This window comes from Micromonospora sp. NBRC 107095, assembly GCF_030269705.1.
GTDB lineage: Bacteria > Actinomycetota > Actinomycetes > Mycobacteriales > Micromonosporaceae > Micromonospora > Micromonospora parva.
On the sequence record NZ_BSTU01000001.1, the window covers coordinates 560448 to 576826 of the forward strand.

The following is a 16379-nucleotide window of genomic DNA, read 5'->3' on the forward strand; positions in this document are numbered from 1 at the left end:
ACTCACCGGCGCGATTGTTCGGTAACAGGAGGACACAGATGTCCGAGACCTTGGCCGCCGACGGCGGCGGGCTTTCCCTTACCGGAAGCAATGTCACCTACGTCGTCATCGCCGCGGTCGTCGCGCTGGTGGCGCTCGGTTTCGCTGCCGCCCTGACGAAAACGGTGCTGGCCGCTGGTAAGGGCACCGAGAAAATGCAGGAGATCTCGGGGGCGGTCCAGGAGGGCGCCTCGGCCTACCTGCTCCGTCAATTCCGCACCCTGGCGATCTTCGTTGTCGTCGCCGTCGTCCTGCTCTTCCTGCTCCCGGTGCACGACACCGATGGCAGCGAGCTGGCGGTGAAGATCGGCCGTTCCCTCTTCTTCGTGGTGGGCGCTCTCTTCAGCGCGTTCATCGGCGGGGCGGGCATGTGGCTGGCCACCCGAGCCAACCTGCGCGTGGCCGCCGCCGCGAGAGAGCGAGTAGGCGGCCGCGAGGCGGCCATGAAGATCGCCTTCCGCACCGGTGGCGTCGTCGGCTTCCTCACCGTCGGCCTCGGCCTCTTCGGTGCGGCGCTGGTCGTCATCGTCTACCGGGGTGACGCGCCCACCGTGCTGGAGGGCTTCGGCTTCGGTGCCGCGCTGCTCGCGATGTTCATGCGGGTCGGCGGTGGCATCTTCACCAAGGCCGCCGACGTCGGCGCCGACCTGGTCGGCAAGGTCGAGCAGGGCATCCCCGAGGATGACCCGCGCAACGCGGCCACCATCGCCGACAACGTGGGCGACAACGTCGGTGACTGCGCCGGCATGGCCGCCGACCTGTTCGAGTCGTACGCGGTGACGCTGGTCGCCGCGCTGATCCTCGGCCGCGCCGCGTTCGGTGAGGAAGGCCTCGTCTTCCCGCTGATCATCTCCACCATCGGCGTGCTGATCGCGATCGTCGGCGTCTTCATCACCCGGCTGCGCGCGTCCGACCGCAACGGCCTGACCGCCATCAACCGGGCCTTCTACCTGTCGGCGGCGCTCTCCGCCGTGCTGGTGGCGATCGCCGCGTACGCGTACCTGCCGGCGACCTTCGGCGAGTTCGACAGTGGCCTCACCGACGCTCCGGGCAACCCGCGGCTGGTGGCCATCGGCGCTGTCGTGATCGGCATCGTGCTGGCCGGCGCGATCCAGGCGCTGACCGGCTACTTCACCGAGACCAACAAGCGTCCGGTGCAGGACATCGGCAAGAGCTCGCAGACCGGTGCGGCGACGGTGATCCTGGCCGGCATCAGCGTCGGTCTGGAGTCGGCTGTCTACTCGGCGGTGCTGATCGGCGCCGGTGTGTTCGGCGCGTTCCTGCTCGGCGGCAGCTCCATCACGCTGTCGCTGTTCGCCGTGGCGCTGGCCGGCACCGGCCTGCTCACCACCGTCGGCGTGATCGTCGCGATGGACACCTTCGGACCGATCTCCGACAACGCCCAGGGCGTCGCCGAGATGTCCGGCGACATCGACGAGCACGGCGCGCGCACGCTCACCGAGCTGGACGCGGTGGGCAACACCACCAAGGCGATCACCAAGGGGATCGCCATCGCCACGGCGGTCCTCGCCGCGACCGCGCTGTTCGGCTCGTACACCGACACGCTGCGCAGCGCGTACGCGGACGCCGGTGTGGGTGATGTCGGTACGGAGATCCTCAACTCGCTGAACGTGGCGAACCCGCGCAACCTGGTCGGCCTGATCATCGGCGCGGCGGTGGTCTTCCTCTTCTCCGGTCTGGCCATCAACGCGGTGTCCCGCTCGGCCGGTGCCGTGGTGATGGAGGTCCGCCGGCAGTTCCGTGAGCTGCCCGGCATCATGGACGGCACCCAGCGTCCGGAGTACGGCAAGGTCGTCGACATCTGCACCCGGGACGCGCAGCGCGAGCTGATGACCCCCGGTCTGCTGGCCATCCTGGCGCCGATCGCTGTCGGTTTCGGCCTCGGGCCCGGCGCGCTCGCCGCGTACCTGGCCGGTGCGATCGGTGCCGGCACCCTGATGGCGGTGTTCCTGTCCAACTCCGGTGGGGCCTGGGACAACGCCAAGAAGTTGGTCGAGGACGGCGCGTACGGCGGCAAGGGCTCCGAGGCGCACGCCGCCACGGTCATCGGCGACACCGTCGGTGACCCGTTCAAGGACACCGCCGGCCCGGCGATCAACCCGCTGATCAAGGTGATGAACCTGGTCTCGCTGCTGATCGCACCCGCCGTGGTGGCGTGGAGCGTCGGCGACGACCGCAATGTCGGCCTGCGCGTCAGCATCGCGCTGGTAGCGACGCTGATCATCGTGGCGTCGGTGGTGTTCAGCAAGCGCAAGGGCATCGCGATGTCCGACTCGGACGCCGATGGCAACACCGGCGCGGGCAGCACCGATCACCGTCCGGAGACGGTGAACGCCTGACCCAGGAACGGCCCGGTGCCACACCTGGCCAAAGGCCGTACGCTGCAACGCATGCGTACGTGCCGGGCGTCTGCCGCCGGAAAGCTCACGGTGGTCCTGGCCACGATCGTCGTCCTGGCCGGCTGCGGTGGCGGCCCCAGCCCACGGGCCTGGGCGGCCTCGGTCTGCGGCGCGCTCACCCCGTGGCGCTTGGAGATCAACAAGCTGACCAGCAGCACCGATGAGCAGATGACCGCGCAGACCACGCCGGCGCAGGCCAAGGAGAACCTGGTGCGGCTCTTCGACGGGGCGGAGCAGGCCAGCGAGGCCGCGCGCCGCAAGGTGGAGAAGGCGGGCATCCCGGACACCGACAACGGCGAGGCCATCTCCGTGGGTTTCCGCAGTTCGCTGGGGAAGATGCGGGACGCGTACGGCCGTGCCCGGGACACCATCGACGGCCTGGGCACCGGCGAGCCGACCGTCTTCTACGACGGTGTGCGGGCCGCGGTGGAGACGCTCAACAAGGAGTACGACGCCAGCGCGCTGGACACCAGCAAACTCAACTCCGAGGAGTTGAAACAGGCATTCGACGAGGTGCCGGAGTGTCGCTGAGCGGGCTCGGTGACACCGGGAAGGCGCAGCCGCCTCCGGCGCTGTTCCCCGCGCCCGAGTCCGACACGCCCACCCCCGGGCGACGCCGTGGCGGCGCGCCGAGGAACGGCCCGTCGCAACACGGCTCCCCACTGAACGGCCCGGCCCCGGGTGACGACGCGGGCCGGCAACTTGTCTTCTTCGGCGCGGACGCTGCCGAACCGGCCGTCGCCGACCTCGCCGGGTTGCTCGCCGGGCCGGCTGAGGTGGTCCGGATGGGCGGAACCGCCCGGCTCTCGGTGCGGGTGGACGCGGCGTGGCGGGTGCACGTGCTCGTCGCCGAACTGGCGTCGCGCGGGCTGGCGGCCAGCTGGGAGCCGATCGAGGGCGAGCGACACGCCGTGCGGACGTCGTACACCCGGGTCTTGAAGCCGCTCGCGGCCGCCTGGCTGCACGGTCCGACGAAACGCCCGCCGGCGGCCTTCCATCTGACCGGCCGGCGGTTGCGGCTGTGGCTCGCCGCCGCCGGGACGCCGGAGCCTCCCGACTGCTACCTGTTGCGGCTGGGCCCCGACGATCAGGAGTGTTGGGAGCCGATCGGTGTCGCGCTCGCGGCGGCCGGGCTGGCCGGGACGCTGCTCGGCCCGGCGGAGGGTGGCCCGGCCTACCGGATCACCGGACGCCGTCGGTTGGCCCGACTCGCCGAGCTGGTCGGCGGACCGCCGCCCGCGGCACCGGCGGACGCCTGGCCAACTCGGCAGTGAAGCGGTCATTTCGCCCAGGTCAGCGGCGGCGTCCGGCTGTCCGGTGCCGGACAGCCGGCGGGTCGATCCAGGCAGAAAACGGGCGGGTCGGACCTCGGTCGTGAGTCCGCCATCGTCACAGTGACCCGCTTCGAGCCCTACTCACGGTGTACGGTGGCGCCGTCCGGCAGTGCCGAGCGCGGCGGGGCGGTGTCGACCGCCGCGTCGAAGCGGTTTGCGGCCCGCGAAACCCGAATCGCGGGCAACGCGTTACGTTGGACATCCGGACCGCCGGTGCTACGGCGGGGTCGAAAGCGGTCGCTGTCCGGGCGCCGGCAGGCCACGAGCAGGAGTGAGGTCGGGGAGAGACGTGCCGAGCAACGCTGGAACCACCCGTCTGGTCATCGTCGAGTCACCGGCGAAGGCCAAGACGATCTCGGGCTACCTCGGCCCGGGGTACGTCGTGGAGGCCAGCTTCGGTCACGTCCGCGACCTGCCGCGCAACGCCGCCGACGTGCCGGCCAAATACAAGAAGGAGCCCTGGGCCCGCCTCGGGGTGGACGTCGACAACGGCTTCCACGCGCTCTACGTCGTCTCCGCCGACCGCAAGCAGCAGATCAGCAAGCTGGTGAAGCTGGCCAAGGAGGTCGACGAGATCCTCCTGGCCACGGATGAGGACCGCGAGGGCGAGGCGATCGCCTGGCACCTGGTGGAGACGCTCAAGCCCAAGGTGCCGGTCAAGCGGATGGTCTTCCACGAGATCACCAAGCCGGCGATCCAGGCGGCGGTGGCCAACCCCCGGGAGATCGACCGCGATCTGGTGGACGCCCAGGAGGCGCGCCGGATCCTCGACCGTCTGTACGGCTACGAGGTCTCCCCGGTGCTGTGGAAGAAGGTCATGCCGCGGCTCTCGGCGGGCCGGGTGCAGTCGGTGGCCACCCGCATCGTGGTCGAGCGGGAACGCCAGCGGATGGCCTTCCGCACCGCCGAATACTGGGACATCCTGGCCACCCTGGCGGTGGCCAACGCCGGCGAGGGTCCGCGTAGCTTCAACGCCACCCTGATCGCCCTGAACGGCGACCGGATCGCCACCGGTAAGGACTTCGAGCCGACCACCGGTCGGGTCCGGGCCGGCGCCGGGGTCGTGCACCTCGACGAGAGCGGTGCCCGGGGTCTCGCGGCCCGCCTCGACGGGCGGCCGTTCACCGTCACCCGGGTCGAGGAGAAGCCCTACCGTCGTCGTCCGTACGCGCCGTTCATCACCTCGACCCTCCAGCAGGAGGCGGCCCGCAAGCTGCGCCTGTCCTCGCAGCAGACGATGCGCACCGCGCAGCGCCTGTACGAGAACGGCTACATCACCTATATGCGTACCGACTCGGTCAACCTGTCGGAGACCGCCATCTCGGCGGCCCGTCGACAGATCGTCGAGCTGTACGGCGAGCGCAGCGTTCCGCCGGAGCCGCGCCGCTACACCGGCAAGGTGAAGAACGCGCAGGAGGCGCACGAGGCGATCCGCCCGGCGGGGGACAACTTCCGTACCCCGGGCGAGGTGGCCAAGGAGCTGTCCGCCGAGGAGTTCAAGCTCTACGAGCTGATCTGGCGGCGCACCATCGCCTCGCAGATGACCGACGCGGTCGGCTCCAGCGTGTCGGTGCGGATCCGGGCGGTCTCCACCGCGCAGGAGGAAGCCGACTTCGGCGCGACCGGCAAGACCATCACCGACCCGGGCTTCCTGCGCGCGTACGTCGAGTCCAGTGACGACGAGAACGCCGAGGCCGAGGACGCCGAGCGCCGGCTGCCCACCCTGGCCAAGGACCAGCCGCTGACCGCCGACGAGCTGGCCGCGCAGGGCCACCACACCCAGCCGCCGTCGCGCTACACCGAAGCGTCGCTGGTCAAGGCCCTGGAAGAGCTGGGCATCGGCCGCCCGTCCACCTACGCGTCGATCATGCAGACGATCCAGGACCGGGGGTACGTCACCAAGCGTGGCCAGGCGATGATCCCGACCTTCCTGGCCTTCGCGGTGATCGGGCTGATGGAGCGGCACTACCCCCGCCTGATCGACTACGACTTCACCGCCACCATGGAGAACGAGCTGGACGAGATCGCCGGTGGTGACCACGCCGCCGTCGACTTCCTCACCGCGTTCTACTTCGGCAGCTCCAACGGCGCCGGCGACCAGGACATCGCCCGTTCCGGCGGGCTCAAGAAGCTGGTCACCGAGAACCTCAGCGACATCGACGCCCGCAGCGTCAACTCCATCCCGCTCTTCACCGACGACGACGGTCGCGAGGTCGTGGTGCGGGTCGGCCGCTACGGGCCGTACCTCCAGCGTGCGGTGCCCGGCGAGGCCCCGGCGGCACCTGCCGAGGGCGAGGAGGCCGGTGCCCAGGGTGACCGGGCACCGATCCCCGAGGGCCTGGCCCCGGACGAGCTGACCCCGGAGAAGGTGCACGAGCTGTTCCTCGGCGGCAGCGGCGAGCGCAAGCTCGGCGACGACCCCGCCACCGGCGAGCCGATCGTGCTCAAGTCCGGCCGGTTCGGCCCGTACGTGTCCAGCGGGGAGCGGAAGTCGTCGCTGCTGCGTACGCAGACCCCCGACGGGCTGACGCTGGAGGAGGCGCTCAAGCTGCTCAGCCTGCCCCGGCTGGTCGGTGTCGCGCCGGACGGCGTCGAGGTCTTCGCGAACAACGGTCGCTATGGCCCATACGTGAAGCGGGGCGAGGAGTTCCGCTCGCTGGAGTCCGAGGACCAGATGTTCACCGTCGGTCTGGACGAGGCGCTGGCTCTGCTGGCCGCCCCGAAGACCCGGGGCCGGCGCGCCGCGGCACCGCCGCTGCGCGAGATGGGCGTCGACCCGCTGACCGAGAAGCCGCTGGTGATCAAGGACGGCCGGTTCGGCCCGTACGTGACCGACGGGGAGGTCAACGCGTCGCTGCGGCGCGGGCAGACGCCGGAGGCGTTGAGCCTCGAGGAGGCGTCCGAGATGCTGGCCGAGAAGCGGGCGAAGGGTCCGGCGCCGCGGAAGAAGGCGGCGGCGAAGAAGGCGCCCGCGAAGAAGGCCACGGCCACCAAGAAGACGGCCGCTGCCAGCAAGTCCACTGCCGCGAAGAAGACCACCACGGCGAAGGCCACCACCGCGGCGAAGAAGGCCCCGGCGAAGAAGGCCGCCCCGCGCAAGGCCGCCACCAGCAGCGAGTAGCTGCGTCGCTCCTGGCCTGTTCAGATCTTGGACAGTTTCCGTTCGGACAGAACGGAAACTGTCCAAGATCTGTTTCTGGCCGCTGTTTTCCGGCTCGACGGCCGCGAGCCGGCCCGTGTTCGGGTGTTCCCTCTCACGCATGCCCGTGCAGCATGGCTGCGTCGCCGGTATGGCCGTACCGTATAACCATGCCGACGACTCGCAGGAGACGCGCGGGTGGGGAGAGGCGGACCGCGGTCCTCGACGCGGTGGCCGACGTACTCGCCTCGCGCGGCTACGAGAACACCCGCTTCACCGACGTCGCGGCAGCCGGGGGCGTTGCCATCAGCACGCTGCAGACCTACTTCGGCTCGCGGGAAGACATGATCATCGAGGCGATGCAGGTCTACACCGACCGGGAGGTGGCCGCCCTGCGGGCGGTGTCCGACGTCGAGACCGATCCGTGGCGACGGCTGGTCGGGCTGGTGGACCGCAGCTTGCACAACTCGGAGAGCACCCGGCGGATCCTCGTCGAGTTCTGGCGGTCGGCCATGCGCGACGACGAGCTTCGCGATCACAGCGCCGAAGTGTGGGCCCGTTACCGCGCGCCCTTCCTGGCCGCCGTGGCGGAGGGCGCGCGGCGGGGTGACTTCACCCTTGCCCACGACGCCGAAGCGGTGACCGACTTCCTGCTGACGGCGCTGGCCGGTCTGATCGTCTCCCGCGTCCAGCGCCATTCCACTCCGACACCGACCGATTTCCGGGTGGTCCTCCTCGCCCAGCTCAGGCTGATGCTGGGCATCGAGGGCCCGGGAACCGAGCGAGATGAGGAACGATGACCACCGTCGAGATCACCCGTTTCCGCGTCCCCGCCGAGCGCGCCGATACTCTGCTGGCCGCCCGACCGGCGATGCTGCGGGACTTCCAGGACGATCGTGCCGGCTTCCTCGACGCCCGACTGATCCGGGTGTCCGCCGACGAATGGCTGGACATCGTCTTCTGGGCCTCCTCCGAGGACTTCGCCGAGTCCCGCCGCCGGGGCGCGAACCGACCCGGTATCCAGACGTTCTTCTCCCTGATCGATGCGGTGATCAGCGTCGAGGAAGGCACCACTACCGACCTGGACCAGCCGTGATCTGGGCGGCGGGTTTCCGGACGGCAGTGATCAGTCCCTACGAGCAGCTCCAGTTCAGCGAACCGCGTGGCTTCGCCGACCAGACAGTGCGTCAGGTGCTGCACCTGGCCGGCGGCGGGGCGGCTTTCCGCGTACGGCTGACGAACCTCTTCGGTCGTACCCCGCTGACCATCGGGACCGCGACGGTTGCCGGCGGCGACCGGCGGGCCGTTCTCACCGTCGGCGGCGCTGGGCGGTGGGTCGTCCCGGCCGGCGGGGAGGTCGTGACGGATCAGGTCGACCTTCCCGTGGTGGCCGGCGACGATCTGGTCGTGAGTCTCTACCTTCCGGAGCCGACCGGGCTGGCCACGCACTCCCACAAGCCTGCCGAACGTGCCCTGATCGCCCCCGGGGAGCACGTCACGTCGGCCGACTTCCCGGCGACCGAGCAGCCCGAGGCCCGATACTTCATCTCGGGTGTCGACGTGCTCGCCCCGGCGGGCACCGCCGTCACGGTGGCCTTCGGCGACTCCTGGTTCGAGGGGGTCGGCACCACGACGAGCGCCAATCGCCGCTCGGTCGACGTCCTGAACCGGCGGCTGAAGCGTGGTTGGGTCGTCAACCAGGGCATCGCCGGTAACCGGCTGCTGCGTGACACGGTCGGCGAACACGGGCTGGCCCGCTTTGACCGCGACGTCCTCTCGGTGCCGGCGGTGACCCATGTCCTGGTCCACTTCGGCATCAACGACCTGGGTCTACCCGGCATGCTCGGCGAGCCTCCCGTCACGGCCGGCGACCTGGTCGAGGGTTTCCGCACGCTTGCTGACCGCGCCCACCGCGCTGGCCTGAAGATCCTCGCCGCCACCATCGGCCCGTTCGCGGGTGCCGGCCCCGACATCAGCACCCCGACGGGTCTCGCGATCCGACGCGAGGTGAACGACTGGATCCGGACGACCGACACCTTCGACGCCGTCTTCGACGTGGCGCGCGCCGTCGCGGACCCCCATGCCCTCGACCACATCCACCCCGCGCTGGACAGCGGCGACGGCATGCACCTGAACGACAGGGGCGCCGAAGCCATGGCCGGTGCAGTCAACCTCAACGACCTGGCGCTCTAGCTCGCGTGTTCCCCCGGCGCCTCTCTCAAGATCCGCGCAACTTCGCCGATGTTGCTGCCTCCGACCGGCGGGAGGCAGCAACATCCCGGATGTTGCGCGGATCTTGGGCGTGGCGGGCGGGCGGGCGCGCGGGGGGCCTTACGCGCCGAGGACGTGCGTCAGGTGGGGGTTGGTGAAGACGCGGTTCGGGTCGAGGCGGTCACGGACGGCCTGGAAGTCCGGGAAGCGGGGGTACGCCGTGGCCAGCGAGGCGGCGTCGCGGTAGTGCAGCTTGCCCCAGTGCGGGCGACCGCCCAGCCCGGCGGCCACCTTCTCGAAGGCCCGGAAGTACGGCTCGTACGGCATCCCGACGTACTGGTGCACGGCGATGTAGGCGTTGTCCCGGCCGTAACCGTGCGACAGCCAGATGTCGTCGGCGGCGGTGAACCGCACCTCCACCGGGAAGAGCACCTTGAACGGCAGTCCGTCCACGATGCGCCGGAGCGCGGCAAGCGCCTCCGGCAGCGCCTCGCGGGGCAGGCCGTACTCCATCTCCACGAAGCGGACCCGGCGCGGGGTGCAGAAGACCCGGTCGGAGCGGCCGGTGTACTGGCGTTCGGTGAGGGCGCGGGCGGAGACCGCGCTGATCCCGGGAGCCAGCGCGGGCACGGCCCGGCCGAGCCGGCAGGCCCCGGCGAAGACCCGGTTGGAGAGGAAGTCGTCGTCCATCCAACCGCGCCAGCGCGACAGCGGCCGGTCGTTGGCGGGCACCCGGTCGTTGGCCTTGACCTGGACCCGGGACGTGTACGGAAACCAGTAGAACTCGACGTGGTCGTGCCGGCCGATCAGCTCGGGCAGTTCGCCGAGCACGTCGGCCAGTTGGGCTGGGCGTTCGTGGGCGCGCAGGACGAAGGCGTCGACGCAGCGCAGGGTCACCTCGACCAGGACACCGAGCGCGCCGAGCGACACCCGGGCGGCGGCGAGGACGTCGGGATTCTCGTCGGCGGAGCAGCGCAGCACCTCGCCGGCACCGGTGACCAGTGTGATCGCCGCGACGAAGGTGGAGAGGCACCCGTAGCCGGCGCCGGTGCCGTGGGTGCCGGTGGAGATCGCCCCGGCGACGGTCTGCGCGTCGATGTCGCCGAGGTTGGGCAGCGCGAGGCCGTGCCGGGCGAGCAGGCCGTTGAGCGCGTGCAGGGTCATCCCGGCCGGCACTGTGACAAGTCGTCGGGCGACGTCCACGCTGACCATGGTGTCCAGTTCGGACAGGTCCATCCGCCGGTCGTCGGCGAGCGCGACGGCGGTGAAGGAGTGGCCGCTGCCCGTCACCCGGATTCGTGCGCCGTCGGCCACCGCGGATCGGACGGCTTCTGCGACGTCGGTCGGCGAGCCGGGGCGCAGGATCGTGCTGGCGCTGCCACGCTGGTTCCCGGCCCAGTTGGACCAGCCAGCCCGGGGCGGTGCGATGCGAACCATGCGCACTCCTCATTCATGAATATGAACTGACTTCATATCAGGAACGTTGTAGCTGGTAAATACCGCAATTGCGATCCGCTCGTTGTACCGGTAGTCACGAACTCGTGACGTGGAGATATGTTCATCCGTCGAAGGGGGGTGGCGCAGAGTGTCCACACCAGCCGCCACGACCGGGCCGCTGCGCCGCGTACCGGTGCAAGGTCGAAGTGTCGCGCGGGTACAGCGCATGTTGGATGCCTGCGCCGAGCTCGTCGACGAGGTGGGGTACGAGGGGCTGACCACCACCCTGCTCGCCGAGCGGGCCGAGGTGGCGATCGGGTCGGTCTACCAGTTCTTTCCGGACAAACGGGCGATCGTGCAGGCGTTGACCCTGCGGACCATGGAGTCCTACCTCCAGCGCCTCGACGAGCGGTTCGCCTCCGACGAGATGACCCACTGGTGGGACGGCGTCGACGCGGGCATCGACGAGTACATCACGATGCACCGCACCGTCCCCGGCTTCCGTACCCTGCACTTCGGCGACGTGGTCGACCTGCACCTGCTCGACGAGCAACGGGACAACAACGGCGTGATCGCCGACCAGTTGGCCCGGGTGCTCACCGAGCGTTTCGGGCTCACCGACGTACCCAAGCTGCGCTTCGTGCTGGAGATCGCGGTCGAGGCGGCGGACGCGCTGATCAAGCTCGCGTTCCGCCGGAAGTCCGACGGCGACGAGCGGGTGCTGCTGGAGGCGAAGGCGCTGATCCGGGAGTACCTGCACCGCCAGGTCGACGGCCCGGACAACGACCGGTCCACCGCCGGGAAACAGACCGAGGCGGCCCAGCCCGTCTGAGTCGGCGCGGGGCGCGGGCTCCGGCCGGCGGCTGGGCGGCCCTCCGGCGTCAGAGGAAGGCCCGCCCCTCGCCCCGATAGGTGGGGACCGTCGCCACCACCGCCTCCCCCTCGATCAGGTGCAGCTCGTTGACCCGTTCACACAGCTCACCTGCCTTGGCATGGCGGAACCACACCCGGTCGCCGACGCGCAGGTCGGCAGCAGCCGCTCCGGACAGCGGCGTCTGCACCTCGCCGGCGCCCTCGGTGCCGACCAGCTTCAGCCCCGCCGGTAGCCACGGCCGGGGTAGCCGGCTGTCGGCGGCCGGGCCGGAGGCGATCCAGCCGCCGCCGAGCACCGTGGCCAACTCCGGCGTCGGCCGGCGGACCACCGTGCAGGCGAAGAAGGCCGCCGGGGTGGGCCGCCAGGCGCGGTACGCGTCGAACAGCGTCGGCCCGTACAGGCCCGATCCCGCGGTGACCTCGGTGACCGCGGGATCGGCGCTGGTCGCGGCCACGCTGCCGGTGCCGCCGCCGTTGACGAACTCCAGGTCGGCGTGCTCGCGTACCGCGGCCACCGCCGCACCACGGCGGGCCAGCAACTCGCGGTACGACCCGCGCTGGGCCAGCCTGATCGCGCCGGCCAGCAGCGTCTGCCCCGGCGGCGCGTCGCCCAGGCCGGCGATCTGCGCCTCGTACGACATGAGCCCGACCAGCCGGAAGCCGGGCCGACCGGCGACGGCGGCGGCGAGCGCTCCGGCGGCCCGCGCGCTGTGCACCGGTGAGCGGCGGACGCCGACGTGCACCCGGCCGCGCAGTGGTCGCCAGGAGGCGTCCAGATCCAGGCACAGCCGTAGCTCGGCGCGCTGCCCCGGTGCCGCGATGGCGTCGATGAGGTCGAGTTGGCCGGTGCCGTCGATCATCAGGGTGATCGCGGCGGCGAGCGTCGGGTCGGCGCCCAGCTCGGCGAGGGCGGCCCGGTCCCCGCTGGGGTACGCGACCAGCACGTCGTCGCTGACGCCAGCGCGGACCAGCCAGATCGCCTCGGGCACTGTGAACGCCATGACGCCCCGCCAGCCGGGCCGCCCGAGAGCTCGGCTGATCAGCTCCCGGCTGCGGACCGACTTGCTGGCGAGGCGGACCGGTTTTCCGGCGGCGCGATCGGCCAGGGCGGCGGAATTGGCGTCGAAGGCGCTGAGGTCGACCACCGCGTACGGGGGGTCGAGGTGGGCGGTCGCCCGGTCCAGGCGCTCGCGAAGTTTGTCGCTTTCGATGGCCACGTGTGCACGCTAACTGTCTGACGGAGAATGCGAAATACCCTCGCGTACGTCCGGGCTGCGGCCGGTACCTCCGGCGGCCTAGGCTCAGCGAGCAGGAGAATGTCGCCCGGAGGGTGGCCCCCACCCGGGTCTAGAGTGTTGCACCGGAGGTGCCCAGCGATGGGCCGGCACGTGGAGGTACGGCCATCGAAAGCCAGAACAGCGGCGAGTCGCCCGGCGTGTCGCGATCGAGTGACCAGTCGGGCAACGCCGCCAACCCGTCCAGCGGTGGTCAGGTAGATCCGTCCGGTTATGCCGCGATCCGGTCCGTGCTGCGCATCCAGCCGTTCCGCCGGCTCTGGATCGTGCTCGGCGCGGCCTCCTTCGGTGACTGGCTCGGCCTGCTGGCCACCGCCCTCTTCGCCGCCTCGCAGGTGCAGGGCAGCACCGCCCAGGGCGCCGCGTTCGGCGGGGTCACCGCGATCCGGCTGCTGCCCGCGCTGGTGCTCGGCCCGGTGGCCGGCGTCCTTGCCGACCGGTTCGACAGGCGCTGGACCATGGTCATCTGTGACCTGTTGCGCTTCGTGCTCTTCGCCTCCATTCCGCTCTACGCCCTCAGCGGCGCCGCCGGTGGCCTGGTGGTCGGCTGGGCGCTGATCGCCACCTTCCTGATCGAGTCGCTCACCCTGCTCTGGATCCCGGCCAAGGAGGCCGCGGTCCCCAACCTGATCCCACGGGCCCGCCTGGAGGCGGCCAACCAGCTCACGTTGATCACCACGTACGGCCTCACCCCGGTGGCCGCGGCCATCGGCCTCGCCGTGCTCGACCGTGGTGTCAGAGGCGCTGTGGGCGGTGACCTGCCCTCCTGGGCCGAGCCGGCCCAGCTCGCGCTCTGGTTCAACGCCTTCTCCCGGCTCGCCACCGCGTTGGTGGTGGCGTTCGGGATCAAGGAGATCAGCGAGGCGCAGCGCGGCGAGGCGGAGCGTTCCGAGCAGAGCATGTTCCGGCAGTTCTCCGAGGGCTGGAAGTACATCGGCCAGACCCCGCTCGTCCGCGGCCTGGTGCTGGGCATCTTCGGCGCGTTCGCCGGCGGCGGCATCGTGGTCGGCACGGCCAAGTTCTTCGCCAACTCACTCGGCGCCGGCGATGCCGCGTTCTCGCTGCTGTTCGGCGCGATCTTCGTCGGCCTGGCGCTCGGCATCGGGCTCGGCCCGATGGTCGTCAAGGAGATGTCCCGGCGTCGCTGGTTCGGCATGAGCATCGTGCTGGCCAGCGCCGCTGTGATGACCCTCGCCTTCGCCATCCACCTGTCCATGGCGATCGTCGGCGCGGTGCTGGTCGGTGCCGGCGCCGGCATGGCCTTCCTGGCCGGCACCACACTGTTGGGCGGGGAGGTGGCCGACGAGGTGCGCGGCCGGGTCTTCGCGGTGGTGCAGATCGGCACCCGACTGGTGCTGATCCTGGCCATCGGGCTGAGCAGCGTGCTGGTCGGCGTCGGTGGCTCGCGCAAGCTGGAGATCGCCGACCTCGGCATCTCCGTCTCCTCCACCCGACTGCTGCTGCTGGCCGCCGGTGCCGCCGGCATCTTCGCCGGGATCAGCGCGTTCGGCCAGATGGACGACAAGAAGGGCGTACCGGTCCTCGCCGACCTCTGGGGCTCCATCCGGGGTCGGCCGCTGATGCCGGCCGAGCCGTTCGTCTCCGCCGGGCTGTTCGTGGTGTTCGAGGGTGGCGAGGGTGCCGGGAAGTCCACCCAGCTCACCGCGCTGGCCGAACGGCTGAGTGGCCAGGGGTGCGACGTCGTGGTCACCCGTGAACCCGGGGCCACCGCTGTCGGTCAGCGGATCCGGTCGCTGGTGCTGGACACCTCCGGCGACGACGCGCCCTCCCCCCGGGCCGAGGCGCTGCTCTACGCCGCCGACCGGGCGCACCACGTGGCCACCGTCGTCCGGCCCGCGCTGGTCCGGGGCGGTGTGGTGATCAGTGACCGGTACGTCGACTCGTCCCTGGCGTACCAGGGCGCCGGCCGTACGCTCCCCGTCGACGAGGTTTCCTGGCTCTCCTCCTGGGCCACCGGTGGGCTCAAGCCCGACCTCGTGGTGCTGCTCGACGTCGAGCCGCACACCGGCCTGTCCCGGGTGGCCTCGCCCAGCACTGGCATCGACCGCCTGAGGGCCGAGTCGATCGCCTTCCACGAGCGCGTCCGGTACGCATTCCTCGACCTCGCTGCCGCCGACCCGAAGCGCTACCTGGTGCTCGACGCGTCCCGGCCGGTCGACGAGATCAGCAAGCTGGTGGCCCGGCGGGTCGAGGAGATGCTCGGTAAGCCGGGCGGCATCGTGCACCCCCGCCCGGCGCAGGGCCCGGACACCTCGGTGCAGCCCGAGTTATCCGACGCGGAGCTGGTGACGATGGAGCACAAGACCTGATGCCCGACGTCTTCGCCGACCTGGTCGGTCAGGACGAGGCGGTGGTGGAGCTGCGCCGGGCCGCCGCCGCGGCGGCTGCCGTGCTGCGGGCTGGCACATCCGCGTTAGTTGCCGCCGGCCCGACCAGCGGTGACGCGCTCGCGGCCGGCGACGCCGCGCCCGCTGCCGTGGACCCGTCGGCCGGGATGACCCACGCGTGGATCTTCACCGGGCCGCCCGGCTCCGGTCGCTCGGTTGCCGCACGGGCGTTCGCCGCCGCACTGCAGTGCGTGCACGGCACCGGCTGCGGTGAGTGCCCCGGCTGCCACACCACGATGGGCGGCACCCACGCCGACGTGCGGATGGTAGTGCCGGAAGGGCTCTCCATCGGCGTCGGTGAGATGCGCGCGCTGGTGCTCCGCGCGGCCAGCACCCCATCCGGTGGGCGCTGGCAGGTGGTGATCATCGAGGACGCCGACCGGCTCACCGAGGCCGCCGGCAACGCGCTGCTCAAGGCGATCGAGGAGCCCCCGCCGCGGACGGTCTTCCTGCTCTGCGCGCCGTCCACCCACCCGGACGACATCTCGGTGACCATCCGGTCGCGCTGTCGGGTCGTACCCCTGCGGCAGCCGCCGGCCGCCGCGGTAGCCGAGGTGCTGGTTCGTCGGGACGGCATCGCGCCCGACGTGGCCCAGTGGGCGGCGGCGGCCGCGCAGGGCCATGTGGGTCGGGCCCGCCGGTTGGCCCGCGACCCCGAGGCCCGCAAGCGGCGTGAGGCGGTACTCGCGGTACCCCGCCGGTTGACAGGTGTCGGCGCGGCGTTCGACGCGGCGTCCGCGCTGATCGAGGCGGCCGAGGCGGAGGCCGCGGCGTCAGTCACCGAGACCGACACGGCCGAACGGGCGGCGCTGGAGACCGCGCTCGGCGCGGGCGGCACCGGTCGGGGCGCGGCCGGCGCGATGCGGGGCGCCGCCGGGCAACTCAAGGAGCTGGAGAAGCGGCAGAAGTCCCGGGCCACCCGGGCCCAGCGCGACGCCCTGGACCGGGCGCTCGTCGACCTGGCGGGCTTCTACCGGGACGCGCTCACCATGGCGCTGCGTGCACCCGTCGCCCCGGTGCACACCGACACGGCGGCGCTGGCCGGTGCCGGCGCCCAGAAGTGGGACGCCGAGGGGGCGCTGCGCCGGCTGGAGGCCGTGCTCGCCTGCCGCGCGGCAATCGAGGCGAACGTGAAGCCACGGATCGCGGTCGAGGCGATGATGCTCGCCCTCTGGAAGGGCTGACCCGCACGTCCCGGCGTTGTCCACAGGCATCGACAGGTT

The 16379-nt window shown here is 71.2% G+C and carries 12 protein-coding genes; 10 read left to right on the top strand and 2 right to left on the bottom strand.

The features are described from left to right. Window positions 1-38 precede the first annotated feature (38 nt). The 7 genes from QSK15_RS02685 to QSK15_RS02715 all read left to right on the top strand — a co-directional run bounded on the left by QSK15_RS02685 (window position 39) and on the right by QSK15_RS02715 (window position 9125). Window positions 39-2399, top strand: coding sequence for a sodium-translocating pyrophosphatase (locus tag QSK15_RS02685; RefSeq protein ID WP_285792726.1), 2361 nt, complete (start codon window positions 39-41; stop codon window positions 2397-2399). 51 nt (window positions 2400-2450) lie between these two features. After that, window positions 2451-2990 carry a nucleoside/nucleotide kinase family protein gene (locus QSK15_RS02690; RefSeq protein WP_285792727.1) on the top strand — a complete coding sequence of 180 codons (540 nt, stop codon included), beginning with the start codon at window positions 2451-2453 and terminating at the stop codon, window positions 2988-2990. Further along, window positions 2981-3733 (top strand): hypothetical protein, encoded by a 753-nt coding sequence (locus tag QSK15_RS02695; protein WP_377631444.1) that lies wholly within the window; start codon window positions 2981-2983, stop codon window positions 3731-3733. The genes QSK15_RS02690 and QSK15_RS02695 overlap by 10 nt, the downstream gene beginning before the upstream one ends. Before the next feature lie 349 nt (window positions 3734-4082). Continuing rightward, entirely contained in the window at window positions 4083-6914 is a 2832-nt protein-coding gene (topA, locus tag QSK15_RS02700) for a type I DNA topoisomerase (protein WP_285792728.1), read from the top strand. Window positions 6915-7102: 188 nt separating this feature from the next. Further along, on the top strand, window positions 7103-7732 hold the full coding sequence (locus QSK15_RS02705; RefSeq protein WP_285792729.1) for a TetR/AcrR family transcriptional regulator: 630 nt from the start codon (window positions 7103-7105) through the stop codon (window positions 7730-7732). Further along, entirely contained in the window at window positions 7729-8028 is a 300-nt protein-coding gene (locus QSK15_RS02710; RefSeq protein WP_285792730.1) for an antibiotic biosynthesis monooxygenase, read from the top strand. The genes QSK15_RS02705 and QSK15_RS02710 overlap by 4 nt, the downstream gene beginning before the upstream one ends. Further along, window positions 8025-9125, top strand: a complete 1101-nt coding sequence (locus QSK15_RS02715; protein ID WP_285792731.1) for a GDSL-type esterase/lipase family protein — start codon at window positions 8025-8027, stop codon at window positions 9123-9125. Before QSK15_RS02710 ends, QSK15_RS02715 begins: the two co-directional genes overlap by 4 nt. A 138-nt stretch (window positions 9126-9263) precedes the next feature. Here QSK15_RS02715 and QSK15_RS02720 read toward each other — a convergent pair whose 3' ends face one another. Further along, entirely contained in the window at window positions 9264-10580 is a 1317-nt protein-coding gene (locus QSK15_RS02720; RefSeq protein ID WP_285792732.1) for a D-arabinono-1,4-lactone oxidase, read from the bottom strand. A 226-nt stretch (window positions 10581-10806) separates the two neighbouring features. Here QSK15_RS02720 and QSK15_RS02725 point away from each other — a divergent pair, with 226 nt between their 5' ends. Then, the gene (locus QSK15_RS02725) at window positions 10807-11412 is read left to right on the top strand and encodes a TetR/AcrR family transcriptional regulator (protein ID WP_285792733.1); all 606 of its coding nucleotides are present in this window, start codon (window positions 10807-10809) and stop codon (window positions 11410-11412) included. A gap of 49 nt (window positions 11413-11461) precedes the next feature. Here the strand turns inward: QSK15_RS02725 and QSK15_RS02730 are convergent, their stop codons facing one another. Then, window positions 11462-12670 carry an amino acid deaminase/aldolase gene (locus QSK15_RS02730; protein WP_285792734.1) on the bottom strand — a complete coding sequence of 403 codons (1209 nt, stop codon included), beginning with the start codon at window positions 12668-12670 and terminating at the stop codon, window positions 11462-11464. Between the two features lie 308 nt (window positions 12671-12978). Between QSK15_RS02730 and tmk the strand changes: the two genes are divergently transcribed. Beyond that, on the top strand, window positions 12979-15078 hold the full coding sequence (gene tmk / locus QSK15_RS02735) for a dTMP kinase (protein WP_285794312.1): 2100 nt from the start codon (window positions 12979-12981) through the stop codon (window positions 15076-15078). Then, window positions 15078-16340 carry a DNA polymerase III subunit delta' gene (locus QSK15_RS02740; protein ID WP_285792735.1) on the top strand — a complete coding sequence of 421 codons (1263 nt, stop codon included), beginning with the start codon at window positions 15078-15080 and terminating at the stop codon, window positions 16338-16340. The genes tmk and QSK15_RS02740 overlap by 1 nt, the downstream gene beginning before the upstream one ends. Window positions 16341-16379: the final 39 nt, after the last annotated feature.